18 protein-coding genes are annotated in these 22,287 nt (G+C 33.8%); 8 read left to right on the forward strand and 10 right to left on the reverse strand.

The genetic code is table 11. The features are described from left to right. Positions 1 to 37: 37 nt before the first annotated feature. The 3 genes from SLW70_RS07635 (at position 38) to SLW70_RS07645 (ending at position 2,356) form a co-directional block, all read left to right on the forward strand. Positions 38 to 748 (forward strand): tRNA threonylcarbamoyladenosine dehydratase, encoded by a 711-nt coding sequence (locus SLW70_RS07635; protein ID WP_320891505.1) that lies wholly within the window; start codon positions 38 to 40, stop codon positions 746 to 748. Positions 749 to 784: 36 nt separating this feature from the next. Further along, complete coding sequence (locus SLW70_RS07640; protein ID WP_320891506.1) at positions 785 to 1,438, forward strand: HAD family hydrolase; 654 nt, start codon at positions 785 to 787, stop codon at positions 1,436 to 1,438. Between the two features lie 75 nt (positions 1,439 to 1,513). Continuing rightward, a complete protein-coding gene (locus SLW70_RS07645; RefSeq protein ID WP_320891507.1) occupies positions 1,514 to 2,356 on the forward strand; it encodes a DUF2911 domain-containing protein in 843 nt (280 codons plus the stop codon). On the opposite strand, the gene SLW70_RS07650 is transcribed toward SLW70_RS07645, so the two are convergent. The 6 genes from SLW70_RS07650 to dnaX all read right to left on the reverse strand — a co-directional run bounded on the left by SLW70_RS07650 (position 2,311) and on the right by dnaX (position 9,830). Then, complete coding sequence (locus SLW70_RS07650) at positions 2,311 to 2,568, reverse strand: hypothetical protein (RefSeq protein ID WP_320891508.1); 258 nt, start codon at positions 2,566 to 2,568, stop codon at positions 2,311 to 2,313. The genes SLW70_RS07645 and SLW70_RS07650 overlap by 46 nt on opposite strands. A 195-nt stretch (positions 2,569 to 2,763) precedes the next feature. Then, entirely contained in the window at positions 2,764 to 4,494 is a 1,731-nt protein-coding gene (locus tag SLW70_RS07655; RefSeq protein WP_320891509.1) for a sodium:solute symporter, read from the reverse strand. Positions 4,495 to 4,704: 210 nt separating this feature from the next. Further along, the gene (locus SLW70_RS07660; RefSeq protein ID WP_320891510.1) at positions 4,705 to 7,233 is read right to left on the reverse strand and encodes a PIG-L family deacetylase; all 2,529 of its coding nucleotides are present in this window, start codon (positions 7,231 to 7,233) and stop codon (positions 4,705 to 4,707) included. Between the two features lie 138 nt (positions 7,234 to 7,371). Then, entirely contained in the window at positions 7,372 to 7,803 is a 432-nt protein-coding gene (locus tag SLW70_RS07665; RefSeq protein WP_320891511.1) for a hypothetical protein, read from the reverse strand. Positions 7,804 to 8,121: 318 nt separating this feature from the next. Then, on the reverse strand, positions 8,122 to 8,466 hold the full coding sequence (locus SLW70_RS07670) for a DNA polymerase III (RefSeq protein WP_320891512.1): 345 nt from the start codon (positions 8,464 to 8,466) through the stop codon (positions 8,122 to 8,124). 278 nt (positions 8,467 to 8,744) lie between these two features. Further along, complete coding sequence (gene dnaX / locus SLW70_RS07675; protein ID WP_320891513.1) at positions 8,745 to 9,830, reverse strand: DNA polymerase III subunit gamma/tau; 1,086 nt, start codon at positions 9,828 to 9,830, stop codon at positions 8,745 to 8,747. 364 nt (positions 9,831 to 10,194) lie between these two features. Between dnaX and SLW70_RS07680 the strand changes: the two genes are divergently transcribed. Both SLW70_RS07680 and SLW70_RS07685 read left to right on the forward strand, forming a co-directional pair. Beyond that, positions 10,195 to 11,967 (forward strand): MutS-related protein, encoded by a 1,773-nt coding sequence (locus tag SLW70_RS07680; RefSeq protein ID WP_320891514.1) that lies wholly within the window; start codon positions 10,195 to 10,197, stop codon positions 11,965 to 11,967. 160 nt (positions 11,968 to 12,127) lie between these two features. Then, the gene (locus SLW70_RS07685; protein ID WP_320891515.1) at positions 12,128 to 13,621 is read left to right on the forward strand and encodes a sulfatase; all 1,494 of its coding nucleotides are present in this window, start codon (positions 12,128 to 12,130) and stop codon (positions 13,619 to 13,621) included. 391 nt (positions 13,622 to 14,012) lie between these two features. Here the strand turns inward: SLW70_RS07685 and dnaN are convergent, their stop codons facing one another. From dnaN to SLW70_RS07705, 4 genes are all read right to left on the reverse strand, one after another. Then, positions 14,013 to 15,131 (reverse strand): DNA polymerase III subunit beta, encoded by a 1,119-nt coding sequence (gene dnaN, locus SLW70_RS07690; protein WP_320891516.1) that lies wholly within the window; start codon positions 15,129 to 15,131, stop codon positions 14,013 to 14,015. A 110-nt stretch (positions 15,132 to 15,241) separates the two neighbouring features. Further along, entirely contained in the window at positions 15,242 to 16,927 is a 1,686-nt protein-coding gene (gene gldG / locus SLW70_RS07695) for a gliding motility-associated ABC transporter substrate-binding protein GldG (protein WP_320891517.1), read from the reverse strand. Then, complete coding sequence (gldF, locus tag SLW70_RS07700; protein ID WP_320891518.1) at positions 16,927 to 17,652, reverse strand: gliding motility-associated ABC transporter permease subunit GldF; 726 nt, start codon at positions 17,650 to 17,652, stop codon at positions 16,927 to 16,929. Before gldF ends, gldG begins: the two co-directional genes overlap by 1 nt. A 14-nt stretch (positions 17,653 to 17,666) precedes the next feature. Continuing rightward, positions 17,667 to 18,497 (reverse strand): SAM-dependent chlorinase/fluorinase, encoded by an 831-nt coding sequence (locus tag SLW70_RS07705; protein ID WP_320891519.1) that lies wholly within the window; start codon positions 18,495 to 18,497, stop codon positions 17,667 to 17,669. Positions 18,498 to 18,694: 197 nt separating this feature from the next. Between SLW70_RS07705 and SLW70_RS07710 the strand changes: the two genes are divergently transcribed. From SLW70_RS07710 to SLW70_RS07720, 3 genes are all read left to right on the forward strand, one after another. Next, positions 18,695 to 19,645: a PhoH family protein gene (locus tag SLW70_RS07710; protein WP_320891520.1), complete on the forward strand. Its 951-nt coding sequence runs from the start codon at positions 18,695 to 18,697 to the stop codon at positions 19,643 to 19,645. 93 nt (positions 19,646 to 19,738) lie between these two features. Beyond that, complete coding sequence (locus SLW70_RS07715; RefSeq protein WP_320891521.1) at positions 19,739 to 20,551, forward strand: SDR family NAD(P)-dependent oxidoreductase; 813 nt, start codon at positions 19,739 to 19,741, stop codon at positions 20,549 to 20,551. A 291-nt stretch (positions 20,552 to 20,842) separates the two neighbouring features. Next, on the forward strand, positions 20,843 to 22,279 hold the full coding sequence (locus tag SLW70_RS07720; RefSeq protein ID WP_320891522.1) for a carbohydrate porin: 1,437 nt from the start codon (positions 20,843 to 20,845) through the stop codon (positions 22,277 to 22,279). The last annotated feature ends 8 nt before the right edge of the window (positions 22,280 to 22,287 follow it).

A 22,287-nucleotide genomic window follows, 5' to 3' on the forward strand; every position in this document is an offset into this window, starting at 1 on the left:
TGAAACTTGAAACAAAATTAAACCTAAAACAAAAAATATGGCAGAGTGGACCGAAAGAGCGGAGCTTTTATTTGAAAAGGAAGGATTAGAAAAATTACAAAAAGCCCATGTATTAGTGGTTGGGCTAGGAGGTGTAGGTTCCTTTGCTGCGGAGTTTTTGGCTAGAGCCGGTGTAGGGAGTATGACTATTGTAGATGGTGATGTTGTAGATATTACAAATATTAACCGCCAACTTCCAGCGTTACACTCAACTGTAGGACAGCCTAAAATTGATATTGTTGGAAATCGATTGATGGATATTAATCCAGAATTAAATCTAATACGCATCAAAGAATTTCTCTCTCCTGATAGAGCTTATGAATTAGTTTCTAAGGAGTACGATTATGTTTTGGATTGTATTGATAGTGTTACTCCGAAGCTTAATTTAATCATGGCTGCTAGACGCAAAAAAGTAAGAGTTATTTCGAGTATGGGAGCTGGAGGTAAAATGGATGCTTCAAAAGTTAAGGTTGCCGATATCAGTAAAACTGAAAATTGTCATTTGGCAAAAACCATTCGAAAAAGATTAAAAAAAGAGAAAATAAATAAAGTAAAAGTAGTTTTTTCGACTGAAATTCAAAAAGAATCGAGTCTACGAATGACTGATGGTTCTAATTTTAAAAAATCATTTTATGGAACTAATAGTTATATGCCAGGTTTATTTGGTTTATACGCTGCTGAAACCGTAATCCGATTTTTACTTAAATAATTTGCCGTTTAGTTGACGGTTAATAACTTATATACAATGATAAAAACAGTAATTTTTGATATGGACGGCGTAATTGTAGATACAGAACCTGTACACCGTTATGCTTATTTTCAACATTATAAAGAACTTGGAATTGATGTGACAGAGGAACTGTACACTACTTTTACAGGACTGTCGACTCGTAACACCTATCAGAAATTAAAAGATAGATTTGCTTTGAATGGGGAAGTAGAGGATTATATTTTGAGAAAAAGAGCTTTGTTTAATGATGCTTTCGATACCAAAGAAGATTTACAATTGTTAGATGGAGTCGAAAATTTAATTAAGGATTTTCATCAAAACGGAATGCAATTAATTTTGGCTTCTTCGGCTTCCAAAGTCACAATAGAACGCGTTTTTACTCGTTTTAATTTGCATCCTTATTTTACTCACATTGTTAGTGGTGAAGATTTTCCACAATCAAAACCAGATCCGGCCATTTTTTTACACGCTGCTTCATTGTCGGTTGCGCCAAAAGAAAATTGTATCGTAATTGAGGATAGTACAAATGGAGTTAAAGCAGCAAAAGCAGCTGGAATCTATTGTGTTGGTTATAATAGCATACATTCTAAAGATCAAAATTTAGAATTAGCAGATAAAATCATTAGTCATTTTGACGAATTGAATTTTACCGCTGTAGCAGAATTTTAAGTTGGCTTTAGACTTTAATTAACAATTAAGGGATTTTGATTTTGTACTTTTGAATAAATAATAACGAAACAAATTATGAAAAATATAGTAATTATAATTGCACTAGTATTTTCACAACTAGCTGTTGAAGCACAAGTTAGAATTCCACAACAAAGTCCAAAGGCTACAATCAACCAAACAGTAGGATTAACAGAGGTTGAAATTGTTTATTCAAGGCCCTCTGCTCGCGATAGAATTGTATATGGAAATTTGGTTCCTTTTGGGAAATTATGGAGAACTGGAGCCAATGAAAATACCTTAATTTCATTTAGTGATGATGTTGTAATTGCTGGTAAAACCTTGAAAAAAGGGAAGTACGCTTTATTTACAATTCCAAATATTCAGAACTGGGAGTTAATCTTTTACAAAACCACAGACAATTGGGGAACTCCAAAAGTTTTTGATGAAGCTAATGTAGCTTTGCGAACAAATGCAAAGGAAATAGCTGTACCAAATGCTGTCGAAACTTTTACAATTGGGATTAATGGATTAGATTCTAATGGTGCTAATCTTGAAATTTCTTGGGAACATTCAATGGTTTCTTTACGATTTGAAGTTCCTACACATAAAAGCACGATGGCAAGTATCGAAAAAGTACTTTCAGGGCCTAAAGGAGCTGATTATTATGCAGCAGCGCAATATTTTTATCAATCTAACGGCGACAGTATTAAAGCAGCAGACTATATTGAAAAGGCGTTAGAGCTAACTCCTGAGAAACCGTTCTTTTACTTGCGCTTAAAATCATTGATTCAGGCTAGAAATGGCGACAAAAAAGGTGCTATTGAAACAGCTAAATTGTCAATGAATGCTGCTGAAATTGCAGGAAATCAAGATTACGTGAAATTAAATAAAGATAGTATTAATGAATGGAGTAGATAATTCATTTCGTTCTTTAAAAACTTAAAATCCCGTTTCAAATCAAAGAATCGGGATTTTTTTTGTACCAAATCCTTTTTTCTTTTTAAAATTTTTGGAGCAGAAGTTCCCGCATTTTCAGGAAAGCAGAGTTCCTGCTGTCCGCTATATCTTGTGGCGGCATAAATGCCCGCCGCCACAAGGATGCCGCTTCCATCAGGGCTCATGAATGACAATAGGATTTATTGGTCATAAATTAAGTTTAAAACGAAGCACTTTATTCATCTCCCGTTATTAAAAAAAAACACAGATTAAAAGGGTTAATCTGTGCTAATCCTTTTAATCTGTGGCTAATTTTAAAAAAAAAAACAATAATCTTTTAGGTTTAAAATCTTCTTACCAAATCCTTGAACTTTCAGGATCATAGTGGTTTATTCTTTTGTCTCTATTTCTTCTTTTTTACGAAAGAATAGCCCTTGTATAATAATAGATAATAGTATCGTAAGCATAGCTCCAATGAAATTCAGCCATAAATATCCTAAAGTTTCTTTTCCGCTTGGATAAATACTATTGGTAAAATAATAAATAACAAAAATCGTCAACTGACTGATTACAGCACTATAGAAAATGGCTTCTGATTTTACATATTTCACATAAAAACCAACCAAGAATATCCCTAAAACTGTACCATAGAAAATCGATCCAATGATGTTAACCAACTGAATAAGGTTTTCGAATAAAGTTCCAATACAAGCAAAAAGGATAGCAACAATTCCCCATAATAAGGTGAAGAACTTAGTAGCGTTCAAATAATGCTTTTCGGTTCTTTCTTCTTTTTGATTACGTTTATAAATGTCAATGGCACTCGTTGAGGCCAAGGCATTAAGCCCTGAAGCAGTCGAAGACATAGCCGCTGAGATAATAACAGCAAGCAATAAGCCAATCAAACCTTTGGGCAGATAATTCAATATAAAGTGGAAAAACACATAGTCTTTGTCGTTTGTTTCACTATTGCTGTCGGCTTTCAGAATAATCTCTTTGGCTTTGTCTCTTAAATCTTTTTCTTTTAAGGATAGCGCGACTAACTCTTTTCGAAGGATTGGATTGTCAAAATCTTGATTCAACTGGTCTATATACAATAGATTGATAACTTTTTTGTCTTCAGATAAAGTTTCTAGGTCTTTTTCTAAGGCATGGTATTCTGATTTATAGGCAGATTTTTCAATCGTAATTTTGTTATTCGGGTTGAAATTCAGAGGCACTGGATTGAACTGGAAAAAGACAAATACCATGGCGCCTGTTAATAGAATAAAAAATTGCATCGGAACTTTTAGAATTCCATTCATAATCAATCCCATCTGACTTTCCCGAACGGATTTACCTGAAAGATAACGTCCTACTTGTGATTGGTCTGTCCCAAAATAGGCTAGCGCCAAGAAAAAACCACCAGTAATACCACTCCAAAAGGTATATTTGTCCTCAGGGTCAGTAGAAAAGCTAACAATGTTCATCTTTGAATTTGCTCCTGCAATATGTAGGGCATTGCTAAAAGTCATATCATTAGGTAAAAAGCGAAGAATCAGGAAAAATGTAATAAACATCCCAGACATAATCACAAACATTTGTTGTTTCTGCGTTACGTTTACCGCTTTTGTTCCTCCTGAAAAGGTGTAAATGATGACCAATATTCCTATCACAATATTCATATAGGTCAAATTCCAGCCTAACAGTGCCGATAAAATAATGGCTGGAGCATAAATTGTCAATCCTGTTCCTAAGCCTCTTTGAAACAAGAATAGTAAGGCCGCAAGTGAACGGGTTTTTAAATCAAATCGTTTTTCAAGGTATTCGTAAGCTGTATAAACTTTGTATTTATGGTAGATAGGAATAAAGGTCAACGAAATTACAATCATGGCGATAGGCAATCCGAAATAGAATTGTAGAAATCCCATTCCGTCATGGTACGCTTGACCTGGAGTGGATAGAAATGTAATCGCGCTAGCTTGAGTTGCCATCACAGATAATCCAACGGTATGCCAAGGTGTTTCGTTACCGCCCAAAATAAAATCTTGAACATTTTTACTCCCTTTGGTTTTCCAAGCGCCATAAATAACGATGAATAAGAGCGTAACAATAAGTATAATCCAATCAAATAGTTGCATCCTTATGAGTATAATTTCATTATTAAATAAAAAATAGAGATATAAATTGCATTAGCAACTAAAACCCAAGTATACTTTTTTTCCCATTTAGGCTTTTTTTTAACTTCCATGTTTGTTGTTTATTAAGGTTTAGATAGAGCAAAATCTCTAATTTACTATAAAATATAACTTTTCTAATTTGTGAAATTTGTATCTCCTCTTTTGATTATTTTAAGGTTTGTTTTGGACTGTTTCAATGGCATTATTTTGTAACGATATAATATTTGACATTAAGCGATACGCACCTGAAACGCCTTCGGGTAATTCCCTAAAAAAACTCAAGCCTGTATAAATATAATAACCTTTACCGTAGGAAGCTACTAATAAGCTACCATTCTTCGGACTCTCGTCAGCATCATTCGATGAAAGGATTGGGGTAAAAGCAGGGTCATATTCATTAGGATAATACAATCCTTGTTCTTGTGTCCATCCTTTAAAATCATTTGCTGTAATTTTGTTTGGATAATTTAAAATAGCATGATTGGGGCTTAGAAAACGAACTTCCGCATCCTGTTCCGTTACTCTGTCGCTAGAAATTGTCAATGGATATGGGGCTAATTGGACACCTGCTAATAGGCTAGGGGTGTTATATTGTACCAACATGGTTTTTCCTTCTTTTACAAAATTGAATAGTATTTGTTGTTTACCAACTAAATCCTCGACCACGTTATAGGCGCGAATTCCAGTGATAATTACATCAAAAGGTCTTAGGTTCTCTGTACTGATTTCTTCAGGTTTGAGGAGGATAACATCATAGCCCATTTGGAGAAGACTTTCGGGTATAGCATCACCAGCTCCCATAATGTATCCAATTTTTTGTGGTCCAATTTTTAAGTCTAATTTTAAAAACTTGGCTGTGGCCGATTTCAAAACTTGTTGTTTGGTAATATGAGGGTAGTCAATCGTAATTTGTTCGCTGCTATATTGTTTGTTATTGAGTTGAACAATGCTTTTTGCGTATACTTCGGAGTTTTCAAGTGGAGGGGTTACGTCAAAATAAAATATTTTCTCAGCACCCTTTTTCTTGATGTCAAAAGCAATGTTTTTTGGACTTACTAACCAGTTTTCTGGAAGTTCTAATTTTAAAATTCCATTTATTTCTTCTATTCCAGATTTTACTTTTACAGCAATGGTTTTACTTTTTTGACTGTTAAAAAGTGAAACATTGTTGAGGATACTGGTTGTTACTTCGGGTGTGATATCTAGAAATTGATACATCTCACCTTTAACGGGACTATTTTGCTTAAAAACAATCGTACGTTCAATCGGAATTTCGAAACCATTTATTTTTATGTTAAAACCAATTTTTGTTTCACGAATAACATCAGGTATTCCAATGATTTGTTGATTTGAAACGGTATACATTCCAGTACTCCCAGATTCTTTAAGCCAATAAGGTTGGGTGTAATCGATGTCTTTGGGTAGTTGAATCTCAAGTTCGATTTTATTGATTTGATTGTTTGCTAATACTTTGTTTTGGGGTATAGTGGTTTTGTTTGGCAAAGTAGTTAAGCTGATTAGTTCCATCGAAGTTGTACTTCTATTAGTGGCCTCAATTTTTACTTTTAAAAGGCTTCCAGGAGTTACTTCTTGTTGACTTGAAACTGCTTCGAGATATAAACCGGCGCAATTTAAAATACAGTTTTTAATATCTTCTGATTTAATCGTTTTCCAATGGGAATCATCCAATGATTGAAGCATTTGGTATACTTTGATTAAATGAGGCACGCTTGCTGATGGATTATTGAAATTATATTCAGCAATAATTTTTGATAGTAATTCCCCAATAGGTTTTCCTCCTTTTACTCTGTTCCAGCTAGTATCAATTCCTTCAAATATATTGGATTTGTCTTTTAAAGGAGCTCCATTAATTTGTTCTAAATATTCGGTTTCATCACCTCGACTTCCTGTAGTTCCAAAGCCTTGTGATTGATGACAGCTTCGGCTTAAAGCAGCAATTTCTTGGTTGGAGTTGCCTAAAGTTGTATAATATACGCCAGTGTTTAATGCGGAAAAAGAAGATTTGTCGGCAGCATTAAATTTTTCTTGGCTACCGTAAAACCAGTATGAAGGATTGAAAAATTGTCTTTTGACTTGCCAAGGTTGCACATATTGTAATTGTTCAGGAAAAACCGTTGTGGAATTAGAAAGGTTAAAGCTTTCGACACTTAAGATAGCCGAAGCCGAGTGGTGCCCGTGTGTATTTCCAGAAGTGCGGTGATCAAATCGATTAATAATCACATCCGGTTGAAATTTACGAATAGTCCAAATAACATCTGCTAATACTTGATTTTTGTCCCAAATTTGAAGTGTTTCTTTAGGTGTTTTGGAGTAGCCAAAATCATTGGCACGTGAGAAAAACTGTTCGCCACCATCTATTTTACGGGCTTCTATCAATTCTTGCGTCCGAATTACGCCCAATAGCTCTCTTAATTCGGGACCAATTAAATTTTGTCCGCCATCACCTCTTGTTAACGAAAGGTAAGCAGTTCTTGCCTTTTTTTCATTGGAAAAATAGGAAATCAATTTTGTGTTTTCATCGTCGGGATGTGCTGCAATATAAAGGACAGAGCCTAGGAAATTAAGCTTTTGAATTTGGTTGTAGATTTCTGCTGAATTTGGTTTTTGAGGTTGTTGTCCCCATGAAAATTGGAGTACAAAGAGTAACAATATAAGAGGTGTTGTTCTGTTTTTATACATCTTTTGTAACGTTATTTTGCAATGAATTCAAATGTAATGATTAAATATTTTAAGGACTATTTTTTCAAATTTTCTTAACAAAAAAAAGAGCACCTTAGATGCTCTTTTATTCACTAACCTATTTAAAACCAAATTTGATTAGTGTTTCCCTTTATGTTTTTTATAATGTTTGTCGTAGTGTTTGTAATCATGTTTGTCATAATGATGATCTCTGTCTACATAAACCACACGTTGTGGTGCTCTGTGATTACTGTAATATTCGTAAGGACGACTTCCTCTGTATCCATTTAAGGCAACTCTATGGCAAGCATCTACATTGACGTTTCTGTATTGAGTTGGTAAATATCTTGATCTTACCCAGTTGTTTCCAGAAAAATATACAAATAAGGACGCTCTGTTGTCGTAATAAGCATGTACATCTGGGATATAGTAAAAATCAACAGCTGCGTTAACATGTGCAGGATGCCAAGCTGTACGAGTTCCTATATTTAAATTAACAGATACTTGCGCTTGCATTGAACTTGATACAGCAAATAAAATTCCGATGGCTAATAGTTTAATTGTTTTCATGATTTCTATACTTTAAATATTTCTTTTTAATAATTGTTTTAATTCTGTTATCTAGAATCCAACAACTGTGCCAAAACATTTTTGTGTGTTGATTATGAAATGTACTTTGTTTTGAAGAAATGCTTGTAATTTATTGAAAATCAGGTATTTTTAAGATGTAAAAAAGAATAATTAATTTTATGAAATTCTGATTTCAAATGTAAATGGTGTTTAAAAACAGGGGTAAATATTGTTTAAGAATTCCATTTAGAACTTTTTAAGACCTAATTTTTCCTAAGAAAAAGTATGTTGTTTTATAAAAAGAAGTAAATTGTAGTTTTACGCATCCAAATCAAGACCAAATGTATTCCTTAAAAGTTCAATATTAGGATTGATTTCAAGTAATCTATTGTAGCGGTCTTGGTCATTTAAGCTTCTTTTGTTTTCCATTTTTTCATTTACAATTACTTCTACAGTAATATCGTGATTGTGTAAATGACCACGCAAATGCCCTAAAAGGCCAATTTTTTCACTTTCAAAATCTAATTTAGAACCTTCATTTGGTAGTTCGATGGTGATTTGAGTGCCATTAAGTTTGGGGTCATTAATCAATAGAAGTGATTCCATGATTTTATATCCTTTATCCCCTAATTTTTTAGCATATTTATTCCACTGAATTAACATTTCAGTTTCAGTAAAGGATTCCGTTGGTAAATGGGTAGTAGGTCTAACAACAGGTTTTGAAGTTTCTAATAGCGCTTTTTTAGCTCGAATACTGGCTAATGAAAAAGCAGAAACATTTCCACCATCAAAATTGGGAGTTTCTTTTTTTACAGCGATTTCAGGAGTTACTTCAGCTGTAACAGCTGGAGTTTGAGTTACTGTTTTTATTGGCTCAACCGCTTTTGCAGTTGAATGATCCGCTATAGAGTAGTCTTTTTTTCTAAAATAAGTAGGTGGAATTATGAAAGACTCAACTTTTTTTTTTCTCCATCAAAAGTGATAGAGGCTAATTGCATCAAACAAAGTTCAACTAACAATCGTTGGTTTTGACTCAATTTGTATTTTAAATCACATTCATTTGCAATAGCAATACCTTTCAATAAAAAATCTTGGTCGGCTTTTTGTGCTTGAATTCCGTACATTTTTTGCGCCTGTTCACCAGCTTCTAATAAGGTTAGTGTTGCAGGTGTTTTGCTAACTAATAAGTCTCTAAAATGACTTGCTAATCCAGATACAAAATGGTGTGCATCAAATCCTTTAGCTAAGATGTCATTAAAAGCAATTAGTAATTCAGGGATTTTATTATCAAGTAATAAATCTGTAATTTGGATGTATGTTTCGTAATCTAAAACATTCAAATTCTCCGTTACGGCTTGACGTGTTAGGTTGGTTCCACAGTAGGAAACCACACGGTCAAAAATAGATAAAGCATCACGCATCGCGCCATCAGCTTTTTGAGCAATAATGTGTAAAGCATCATCTTCAAAGCTTATTCCTTGGCTTGTTGCAACTTCAGCAAGATGTTCTTTAGCGTCTTTAACGGTGATTCTTTTGAAATCAAATATTTGACAACGAGATAATATCGTTGGGATGATTTTGTGTTTTTCGGTCGTTGCCAAAATGAAAATGGCATGTTTAGGCGGTTCTTCTAATGTTTTCAGGAAAGCATTAAAAGCAGCAGAGGATAGCATATGCACCTCATCAATAATATACACCTTGTATTTACCAGTTTGTGGTGGGATGCGCACTTGGTCAATCAGGTTTCGAATGTCATCAACCGAGTTGTTTGAAGCCGCATCGAGTTCGAATACATTAAATGAGAAATCCTCATTCAAATCATCATAACCAGGTTGGTTGATTTTTCGAGCTAAAATCCTCGCACAAGTTGTTTTTCCAACTCCTCTAGGGCCAGTAAACAACAAAGCCGAAGCCAAGTGGTTGTTATCTATAGCGTTCAATAAAGTATTGGTAATGGCTTTTTGTCCTACAACATCTTTGAATGTTTGAGGACGGTATTTGCGCGCCGATACTATAAATTGTTCCATAGAATTTTGAATTCGAAAGCAAATATAGGATTTGAAAAACCAAAAAACAAGTCGAAAATTTTAATTCCAATATTAAAGCTTGGTTTCGATACGATTGGGATTTCTTAAATGCTATATTTGCTTTTTGTAATGCCTCAAATTCAATTATTATTTGAGACTGTTAAAAAAAGGTAACCATAAATTACATAAATTATCACAAATTGTTTAGCCTTTATAATTACACTATTTTTTATAATAATAGTAATTTTTAAGTCAAGCTATTGTAATTAGTGTAATTGTATTTTAGCACAATCATTAGTGCTAATTTGTGTAATTTGTGGTTAAAAAAGAAATACCTAGTTTATTTGTAGTCAAATCAAATTTCATGAAAATCTATCATTCAAAAAAGGAAGCATTAAGCAACGAATTAAAAGCATTAAATAAAAAATACAACTCGGTAAGTTTGTTGCGTTTGGTGGTTATTCTGTTGTTTGGTTTTTCATTTTACTATTATATTCAAAACAGTGAATTGCTTTTTGCGGGTTTGGCATTTGTCTTTTTCGTTGGATTTATCGGTTTGATGCGTATGCATTCTAAGTTGGCTTTCGAAAGAAGAATCAAAGAAGCATTGTTGAAAATCAATGCCGATGAAATTGATTATCTCGAAAATAACAAACTCCCTTTCGAAAACGGAATAGAATTTAATGATTTTAATCATCCTTATGCGTATGATTTGGATATTTTTGGAGAACATTCTTTGTTTCAAAACCTCAATAGAACGGCGACTTTTATTGGTAAAAAAACCTTGGCACAGCAATTAGTAAAAGTTTCCAGTCCTGAAGTTATTTTGCAAAATCAGGCAGCAACACAAGAGTTAAAAGATAAAATAGATTGGCGTCAAGAGTTTTCGGCTTTCGCCAAAGTGACTGAGGATACGCAATCCAGTTATAAAGCTTTATTGCAATGGAGTACTTTTAATAGTGAGTCGTTACCAAAATGGGCGGTGATTTTTTCGTATGCTAGTCCGTTGCTGTTAGTGGGTGGTATTATTGGGTATTTTGCGACTTCTAATCTGGTACTTTTAAGTAGTTTGTCTTATTTGTTTGTGTTAAATTTGATTGTTTTAGGAAAGTTTTTAAAACGAATTAAACTTGAAATTGCCAATTCTGATAACATTGATAAAGTCATTGGTCAATATGGGGTGTTATTAGAGAAAATCGAAACGGAATCATTTAATTCACCAAAATTAATTGCTTTACAGCAAAAGCTTCAATTCAAAACCGATAATGCGAGTGTTCATTTAAAACAATTGTCAGACTTGTTTTCGAAAAATGATACGATTGCGAATTTGATTACAGCCGTTTTATTCAATGGAACTTTTTTATTTAATCTTCATGTTTTGAAAAGTTTGGTTGCATGGAAAAATGAACATGCTCACGCTCTCGAAGAATGGTTGGATGTGATTGGCGAATTTGAATCCTTGAATAGCATGACGAATTTTGCCTATAATAATCCAGTATTTGTCTATCCAGTTTTAAATTCAGATTATAAAATTGATTTTGAAAACCTGAGTCATCCTTTGCTAAATTCAAAAACTAGAGTAGGAAATACGGTTTGCTTTCATCCAGAATCGTTTATGATTTTGACAGGTTCAAATATGTCTGGTAAAAGTACGTTTTTGAGAAGTTTAGGGGTTAATATGGTTTTGTCAGGAATGGGAGCTGTGGTTTGTGCTACTAAAGCTAATGTACATCCGTTGCCAGTATTGGTGTCGATGCGATTATCTGATTCATTAACAGATAGTGAATCCTATTTTTATGCTGAAATCAAGCGATTAAAGCAAATTATGAATGCACTTGAAAACCAAGCTGCATTTGTTTTGCTAGATGAAATTTTAAGAGGAACTAACTCTGATGATAAACGCAATGGAACGATAGAGGTAGTGAAGAAAATGGTTGCTAAAAAAGCCATTGGAGCTATTGCTACTCATGATATTGAAGTTTGTCTAACGACCAATGACTTTCCAACGGTTTTGACTAATAAATGCTTTGAAGTCGAAATTGTAAATGATGATTTGCATTTTGATTATAAATTAAGAGCTGGCGTTTGCCAAAATAAAAGTGCTTCTTTTTTGATGAAAAAAATGGGAGTTATTTAAGACCTACTTCTAGTTTTCTGTCAAATTGGTAGACATGGGTTAAAATTCGGTCAGTTATTGGTAAAATACAGATAACAAAAGACTTTTTTTAGTTGTTATTTTGTTAGTCAGGAAGAGTTTCTCTTCTCTTACTATTCGTTTAATACTAAAAACTATGATAATGAAAATGAAATCAGCTTTATGTGGGTTGACAATGATTTTGTCGGCATTTGGATGTTCTGCCCAAGTTAAAAAGACTCCAAAACCTAATATTCTTGTAATCTTATGTGATGATTTAGGGTATGCTGATGTTGGTTTTAATAACTCACCAGATATTATTACGCCTGAATTAGATAAATTAGCCAAAGCGGGTACGATTATGACTTCTGCTTATGTAGCACATCCTTTCTGTGGGCCTAGTAGAGCCGCTTTAATGACAGGGCGTTATCCACACCAAATAGGAGCTCCTTATAATTTAAGTGATAACGGAAGAGTAACAGATTTAGGAGTTCCAGTGAATGAGATATATATGAGTAATATGTTGCAAGGTGCAGGCTATTATACTTCTATTGTTGGAAAATGGCATTTGGGTGATAATCCACAATTTAGACCGAATAAAAGAGGCTTTGATGAGTTTTTTGGTTTCTTAGGTGGTGGTCATCGCTATTTTCCGAATCAGTATCAGCCCATATATGAAAAGCAAAAAAGTGCTGGAATGTATCCTATTAATGATTATTTGAAACCTTTGATGCATAACAATGAGGAAGTAAGTGAGACTGAATATGTAACGGATGCTTTGTCTAGAGAAGCTGTGCGTATTGTAACAGAATCAAAAAAGAAAAATAAGCCTTTCTTTATGTATTTATCTTATAATGCACCCCATGTACCTTTGGAAGCAAAAGAAGAAGATCTTAAGGTTTTTGCAAATATAAAAGACAAAGACAGACGTACGTATGCGGCTATGGTCTATGCTGTTGATAGAGGAGTAGGGGAGATTGTAAAAAGATTAAAAGAAAATGGTCAGTATGAAAATACCTTAATTGTGTTTTTTAGCGATAATGGAGGTAATTTTGATCATGGAGCTAATAATTTTCCATTGAAAGGAACTAAAGGGGATACATTTGAAGGTGGTTTCCGTGTTCCAATGTTCTTTCATTGGCCTAATAAAATTGCTGCAGGAGTACACTTTGATCATCCCGTTTCGGCTTTAGATTTATATCCTACTTTCGCTCACCTAGCAAATACAAATCCGCCAAAAGGGAAAGTATTGAATGGGAAAAATATTTGGAACGATTTAGCATCAAATACAAGTCCGCATAAAGACGAAATGATTTATTCATTACGTTACCGTGAGGGGTATTGTGATGTGGCTGCTAGAAAAGAAGATTGGAAGATTGTTCGAATGGGGAATGAGCCATGGCAGTTATTCAATATTACAAAAGATTTAGGGGAGCATAAGGATTTGTCTGGTCAATTTCCTGATAGACTAAAGGAAATGGTTGCTGAGACAAAAGAATGGACTAAAACTCACATCGCACCTTTGTGGGTGTATTCGCAAAAAGATGCTGAGTACTGGGAATCGGGAAGGTTACCTGGTTATGATGATACTTTTGAAGTAGATAAATTAAGAATGGGGCCATTGGAGTATAAAGAAATGATGGAGAAGAGAAAGTAATCATCAGTCTTAAAATAAAAATCAGGTTATTCGAGAATTATTAGTTTTCTAGAATAGCCTGATTTTTTTGGTATTAGGTCGTTTTTAACCCAAAATCCGCATTAGGATTTTATTAATTTTTTACGCAGATTTCCGCAGATTTTGTGTTGTAAAATAACCAAAAAATCTGTAAAAATCTGTTTCATCTGTGTTTTGGGTTTAAATAATTGTGATTGGTTAGGGTGATTTTAAAGAAAAAAAAAACCGCATATCCTATTGGAAATAGCGGTTTTTTTAAATATAAAAAAATGGTTGGTTAATAGCGCATTTGTTCTACAATGATATGTATTAATATTGGGTTTGCAAAATAAAACACAATAAAATATTAATTTAATATTAAATATAGGTTAAATTAACTATTTAGCATTACAGGCATAACAAGCATGGTAACTGTTTCTCCTTCTTCTAAACCGTCAATTGGGGTTAAAATACCTGCTCTGTTAGGTAATGACATTTCAAGCATAATCATGTCTGATTGTAGGTTGGTCAACATTTCGGTAAGGAAACGAGAGTTGTATCCTATTTGCATATCGTCACCTTGGTAATCACAAGTCAATCTTTCTTCTGCTTTGTTTGAGTAGTCAATATCTTCAGCAGAAACATTTAATTCGGCACCTGCGATTTTTAAGCGAATTTGGTGTGTTGTTTTGTTAGAGAAAATCGCAACACGACGTACAGAACTCAAAAATTGAGAACGGTCAATCATTAATTTATTTGGATTTTCTTTTGGAATAACGGCTTCGTAATTTGGATATTTTCCATCAATCAAACGACACATTAAGATGTAGTTGTCAAAAGAGAAGGTTGCATTTGAGTCGTTGTATTCGATTTTTACTTCAGAATCAGAAGCTGAAAGAATGTTCTTTAAGATAGTCAAAGGTTTCTTTGGCATAATAAAATCAGCTACTTCAGATGCTTTTACATCTGTACGTGCGTATTTTACTAATTTATGAGCATCGGTAGCAACAAAAATTAATCCTTCTGGAGAAAATTGGAAAAAGACTCCAGACATAACTGGACGTAAATCATCATTTCCAGCAGCAAAAATGGTTTTGCTAATTGCAGTCGCTAAAACATCAGCAGGAACTAAAGTAACTGAAGGTTCGTCTAAGTTTACTGATTTAGGGAATTCTTCTCCTGGAGCATAAGCCAATGCGTATTTTCCAGAATTAGAGCTAATCTCTATAGTGCTGTTTTCTTCTACTGTAAAAGTTAAAGGTTGTTCTGGGAATGTTTTAAGGATTTCCAAAAGTAATTTAGCTGGGACAGCAACACTTCCTACACTGGTAGAATCTATTTCTAAAGTGGCTGACATGGTTGTTTCTAAATCTGAAGCAGAAACAGTCAATTCATTGTTGTCTAATTCAAAAAGGAAGTTGTCCAAAATAGGTAACGTATTACTACTATTGATAACACTACCTAAAACTTGTAATTGTTTTAATAAGTACGAACTCGATACTATAAATTTCATCTGATATGTTTTATTTTTTGAAGTATGTATTCTGTATTTTTATTTGTAAAAGGAATACATTTTACAAATATATCGTAATCTAAATTAGTATTGAAAAATTTTTATTAACACTATTTGCTGTATTTCCTTTTTCTAATATAGGTGAAAATAAAGCCAAAAAGGCCAAGAATTACAAGGGGAAGCCCGATAGTTAGTAATTGAGTCTGGGTGTAGTTCTCATATACTTTTTCTTTATCTAATAGAGGTAAATCTAAATCCTTAGAGCGAATGTTAATAAGTCCTGTGTCGTCGAGTAAGTAATTCACGCAATTGAGCATCAAATCTTTGTTGTCATATAGATTTCCTGAACGTTGATCAAAGCCTAGTTCTACAGGCTCGTAATTTTTGTCCAACTGATTTTTGATAATATCACCATCTGAAATTACGATCATTTTGCTAGGTTTTCCAGTGCTGATAAAATCATTTTGAGTAAATGGTAGCACACGATTTTGAAATACCGATTTGAAATTGCCTTCCAATAGCACTGCTAGCGGAATATTTCCTGTGTTGATATAATGGTTGGGGCTGGTCTCCTCGGCAACGATATTCAAGTTAATTTCGGTTGGGGTGCCTATTCTTTTAGAGTATTTAGAGGATTCTAAGAGTATCGTTTTTTTGATGCCGTTTTTTAATGTGTCTATGGAATTGGCAAAATCTAATTTGATTCCGCCTAAATTTTTCACAATAGGATGTTGGCTCTCAGGGTAAACCTGAGGAGCAAATTTCCAATTGAAGTCTTGGTATTGTGTCGCACTACCTTGTTCACCAGTAGCTAGTTTAATAGGGCTTCCTAATTCGTCTTTTACTAAATCTGGATTGATGCGAAAACCATATTTAAAGAACATATCGTTCAATCCTAAATCTTTCGGGAAGGCAAGTGTTGCGCCAGCTGGATTGTATAAGCTATCCATCTCGGCTGTTACTTGGTCAATAAGCCACAAGGTTTTTCCACCGTTTGTAATGAACTGGTCTAGTACTTGTTTTTCAGCGTCAGAGAAAGTTTCGGTAGGTTTAGCGATAATGGCTAAGTCGTATTTTTTTAAGGCTTCTAGTGTGTTATTTGGACTTTTGGCAACAGAATCTAAAGTAAAAGGGCCTATGTGGTAGCTTTCTCTAATTTGCAAAAGAAATTTGGCCATCATAATTTCTTTTAGTTCTCCATTTCCTTTGATGACAGCAATTTTCTTTTGTTTCTCGTTGGAGGCTTTATTTAAGGCATCAGCAATGGAATATTCTAAATGTTGTACGGAGCCAATTACTTTTTCGGTGGTTGAAGCTCCCATGATGTTTTTTAATAGCGGGATATTGACTTCTTTGTTTTTGTAAAAGGCAATGGCCCAAGGAAAAACCATAGCCTGAGATTGTTTTCCTTTGTCGTCAACAGTGATGTTTACAGGTGTTAGTCCTTTTGAATAGAGGTTTTTGATGTTGTCTATGCTGGAGTCTTCATTCTCTAAAGGATTGATGAATTCAAAACTAATATTTTTATTATAGGCTTGAAATTCTTCTAGCAATTGTCTGGTTTCTTGCTGTAGTCGTTTGAATTCTGCAGGTAAATCTCCTTGCATGTATATTTTGATATACAAAGGTTCGGTTACTTGACTAACGATGTTTAAAGAGGTTTCGGATAGAGTGTATCGCTTGTCTTTGGTTAAATCAAATCGGTGGAAAAAGAAGTTTCCAGCTAAATTTAAAAGCAATAATAAAGCGAGTGTAAATACTAGCGGTTTTAGATTTTTGTTTTCAGTATTTGCCATTACAATTGAACGGATTTAAGTTTGTAAACGGTAAAAGAAAGAAAGGCTATAGTAAGGCTAGAAAAATACAGAACATCTCTAGTATCAATAACACCACGGCTCATACTTTTAAAATGTTCTTGCATGCCTAAAGCTGAAATAAAATTTGAAAAAACAGGACTTAAAGTAGCTAGTCCATCAAATCCGAAATAGAAAAAGAAGGATAGAAATACGGCTATAATAAAAGCGACAATTTGGTTTTCAGATAATGTTGAAGTGAAAATTCCAATGGATGAATAGCCAGCAATTAAAAACAATAGTCCAAAGTAGGAACCAATGGTACTTCCCATATCAATATTGCCTTCGGGAGATCCTAAATTTGAAATCGTATATACATAGATGAATGTTGGGATGATGGCTATTACAATTAATAAAAAAGCACCAAGAAATTTACCATTTACGATTTGCCAAATAGACAGAGGTTTGGTTAGAAGCAATTCTAGTGTGCCTTGTTTCTTTTCGTCCGAAAAGCTACGCATGGTAACGGCAGGGATTAAGAAAATTAAAATCCAAGGTGCTAAAGTGAAGAACGGACTCATATCAGCAAAACCAGTATTTAGGATGTTGTATTCTCCTTGAAATACCCATAAAAATAATCCGTTGAGAAGTAAAAAAAGAGCTATCACTAAATATCCTATGGGTGAACCAAAAAAGGATTTAATTTCTCGTAATAATATGGCTTTCATTTAATTTTTTGATATTAATTTTTAAATTGAATGGTAACAGCATCTCGGTAATTTAGCCCTAACAAACTATTGGCTGAGCCTACAGTGGAAGGGTTGCTTCTGAAAATAGCAATTTCAAGAAAACCAGCTTCGTTAAAAATGGCTAATTTTTCCCCTTCGTAATATTTGATTGGGTATTTTTCAGAAATGGCAATCGAAGAATAGCGGGGTAAAATGGTTTTAATATTTTTGGTTTTCATTACAATCTCGTAAGGACGACCTTTGGCGACTTCGATGAATTGTTTTTTCGTAATATTACTCACAACATTCCCAAAATGGTCAATATAGACTATATGTCCTCTTAATGAGTTGTTGTCTTCGGAAACCGTAGCTTTTAGTTCTGTAACTTCTTTGATAGAGTTGATTTCTTTTCCGATAACATTGAGTAATCCTCCTCTGGCAATATGACAAGCTACTTTAACAAAAACATCCAAGTCGGTAGCATCGTTAGGAAAGCGATCGTGAACATTAATGGAGACAATTTTTTGCGGAACTATCTTTTGCGAAAGCATGCTTAAAATGCCATTGTCTGCAGCTATGAAATAATGGTCGTTCCATTGCATGGCAATATGTTGGTTTTCTTTATTTAATTCTAAATCGACGCCAATGAGGTGTACTGTTCCTTTTGGGAAACTAGAATAAGCTGCGTTGATTACGTAACTGGCTTCTACAGTGTTGAATGGGTCGATGTCGTGTGAGATGTCAATAATAGTGGCTTCAGGGTATTCAGATAGTATCTTCCCTTTCAATGCACCTACAAAGTGATCTTTCAAGCCGTAATCGGTAGTAAGGGTAATTATTGACATAATTTTGTTTATAACTATTACTGGATTCTAAAACTAATTTTTATTAAATTTGAGAAACGCAAAGCTAATAATAGTAAACTCAAAAAAGCAAAAAACAAAAAACAAATTCCACTTAATTTAGGAAAGAGATTAAGATTTACTTCCTTACAGTATCAAAAAAATATAGTTGTCTCAATGTTAACTTAAAACTGCCAAATTTGAACGAAAGAATAATCGAGCTCATAGACATCGCACCAAAAGAGTTTTGGGGCGCTCAAGACACTCATCTTGAAATTATTAAAAAGTACTACCCGAAACTAAAAATTGTGGCGAGAGGCACAACGTTGAAGGCCTTTGGAGAAAAAGAAATCTTAGATGAATTTGAAAAACGATTTCAACGCCTGATGTTGCATTTTTCAAGGTATAACAATATTGACGACAATGTAATTGAGCGTGTTATTAATGGAGATGGAGAGGAAGATAAAAAAACAACCATTAATGATAAAATTTTAGTGCATGGAGTAGGGGGGAAAATGATTAAACCAATGACTCCTAATCAGCAACTATTAGTTGATACCATTAATAAAAATGACATGGTGTTTGCGGTAGGTCCAGCGGGAACAGGGAAAACCTATACTGGTGTGGCTATGGCAGTAAAAGCACTCAAAGAAAAGCAAGTAAAACGAATCATTTTAACCCGTCCAGCAGTCGAAGCAGGAGAGAATCTAGGATTTTTGCCTGGCGATATGAAGGAGAAGCTTGATCCGTATATGCAGCCGCTTTATGATGCTTTGAGAGATATGATTCCTAATGAAAAATTAGAAGATTATATTTCGAAAGGAATTATTCAAATTGCGCCATTGGCATTTATGCGGGGGCGTACCTTAGATAGTGCTTTTGTCATTTTGGATGAGGCTCAAAATACAACGCATTCTCAAATGAAAATGTTTTTGACACGTATGGGTAAAAGTGCTAAATTCATGATTACTGGAGATCCGGGACAAGTCGATTTGCCAAGAAGAACTATTTCTGGACTCAAAGAAGCATTATTGGTCTTGAAAGATATTGAAGGTATTGGAATCATTTATCTTGATGACAAGGATATTGTTAGGCATAAATTAGTTAAAAAAGTAATTGATGCATACAAATACACAGAAAACACAGATTAAATAAATATCTTTGTAAAAAGAGAAATTAATAAAGAACGACCTCATTTGGGGTCGTTCTTTATTAAAAAGAGTGATGAAATTAAATCGGATAAATTGAAAACGGTACTGATAACAGGAGCATGTGGAGGAATAGGAAAGGCAACAGCTTTGTATTTTGCAAAAAATGGCTGGAATGTGATTGCTACTATGCTATGTCTAGAAAGTGGAAAAGAATTATCAAATATAAAAGGGATTGCGTGTTATGAGCTAGATGTAACTTCGACAGAGAGTGTTGTTAATTGTAAAAAACAAATTTTAACCGAGTATCAAACAGTCGACTTGGTGATTAATAATGCGGGTGTAGGTTATAGAAGTTTTGTTGAGTTAGCCGAAGATTCTCAAATTGATGCTATTGTTGATGTAAACTGGTTGGGTGTTGTTAAGGTTTGTCGTGCTTTTATACCTGTTTTTAGAAAACAAAATAAAGGACTGTTTATCAATATTACGTCGATTGCTGGATTGGTTAATTTGCCTTTGGGGAGTTTTTATCACTCTACAAAACATGCTGTAGAGAGTTTCTCAGAATGCATGGCGTATGAGTTACGAGATTTTAATATCAGTGTGGCAACGGTACAGTTTGGGAATACACCTTCTAATTTTCAAAAAAATGTAGTCAAATCCGAAGAATCGTCTATTTCCTCCTACAATGAGTTGATGGAGAAAATTGATGCTGTTTTGGCTAAGAAAACCAAGAAAAATACCGATTTAAAGCAGTCAATTGTGGAGCAGCTGTTTGAAATAGCTCAAAATCCACCTCAGGATTTTAAAAGATATACCATTGGTTTTGATGCGAATTTTTTAAATATTATTCGAAAACGACTCGGTTACCGATTATTTGCGCGATTGATTCGGAAATCAGTGTTCTAAAAGTACTTTTTAAGAAATACATATTAGGCTTCAACTTTATTCATTTAAGGTTGGAGTTTTTTTTGTTTAAAAAAATTAAGGTTGAAAGCTAATTTCTTGATTTTAAAGGAGTAAGAATATTGTGATTGCAAAGGCAAAAGTTGTTTTTGCAATTTTTTTTGTAAATGTATGGTTACGAAAACATATGATTCGGCTAAAATTTATATATTTTTTGTTTAGTTATAATAAATTTAAGTATGTTTGCGTAAACATTAAATCGATGTTTGTAACCAAAAAACCATATTTATTGAAATGATTTACAAAAAATTAAAACAGGAGAGAGGGAATTCTCCTAATGAAAAAAAAGAGAAAGCTCTTGAGAAATCAAGGAAGCAATTGAAATGTTTGTTGCTCCTATTTTTAGTAGTATCCAATTTGAGTAAGCTAGAAGCTCAGGTTTTATTTAAAGATGATAAAAGTACTTTTGGTACTTCTGGTTATATCAGGTCGGGTATTGGGAAAAGTGAAGGTGGAGAAACGCAAGCACATTTTCAAATGCCAGGAGCATTAAATAAATACAGCTTAGGGAATCAAGCCGATACCTACGGGGAATTAGAGTTTGATTATATGTATTTTTTGAATGCTGAAAAAGACAAAACTATTGATATGGTGTGGATGTCTACTTTTTATGAAGCCTTTGGAAGTATAAAACAAATGGAATTTGATAAAGCGGCACAATTATATGTTCGTGGAAAAAATCTATTAGGCAAGGGTGAAGTTATATGGATGGGTAAAAGGTATTATGACCGAAAAGCGATTCATTTGCTAGACAAACAATGGATTAATCCAGCTCAAAATGGTTGGGGAATGGGAGTAGAAAAATTGATTCAAAAAAATACAAACGAAGATCTGAAAATTGGAGTGTGGACGTTTGATGATAAAAATGTAGTTTCTTTTAAAAATGGAGAAATATCTCGGTTAAATAATTACACTTTGGATGCCCGATGGGTAAATAAACCAATTACACCAACGACTAATTTAAATTTGGCAGTAAACTATTCGTACCGTGTCAAAAACGATGTTCTTGATTATGATGAAAAGCAAGGTTTTGGTGCTTTTGCATGGTTGGATTATGAAAAAAAGAGCATTACAAATACCACAGCTATTCTTTTTAGACAAGGAGCTACAATTTCTAAAAATCATTGGACAGGAGTAGCGGAAAGAGAAAACCCCGATAATACGGCTACGGTTTTAAATAATTTGAATACAGCCTATACATTGGAAATTAGTAATAATTTTTTGTACGATGATCTTGATCGATTTGCTGTTAACGGAGTCTTAATGGCTATCATCCGTGATTATGGTACAGATCCATATGTATATAATGCCATGAGTCCAAGTCAGAGAGATTATATTCCAGGTCGAGGAAATATGACATATTGGTTAACATCAGGAGCGAGAGGAATGTATTATTTGAATGATAATTTCAAACTAAGCCTAGAGTTTACTCATGAATACATCAAAAACGAACAGTTGGCAGTGAGTGGGAATTTAGATAAAATATCTTTTACACCTGAAATTTCATTAAAAAAAGGATTCTATTCACGTCCGGTTTTGCGTCCCTTGATTACATACGCTTTTTGGAGCAATGATTTAAAAGGGAAAATAGGAACAACTCCTACTGGTGCTCCTTTTGCAAACAAAACTTCTGGTTTTACTTACGGACTTCAATTTGAAATCTGGTGGTAAATCTGCAA

Origin of the sequence: Flavobacterium sp. NG2 (assembly GCF_034119845.1) — a bacterium.
Taxonomy (GTDB): Bacteria; Bacteroidota; Bacteroidia; order Flavobacteriales; family Flavobacteriaceae; genus Flavobacterium.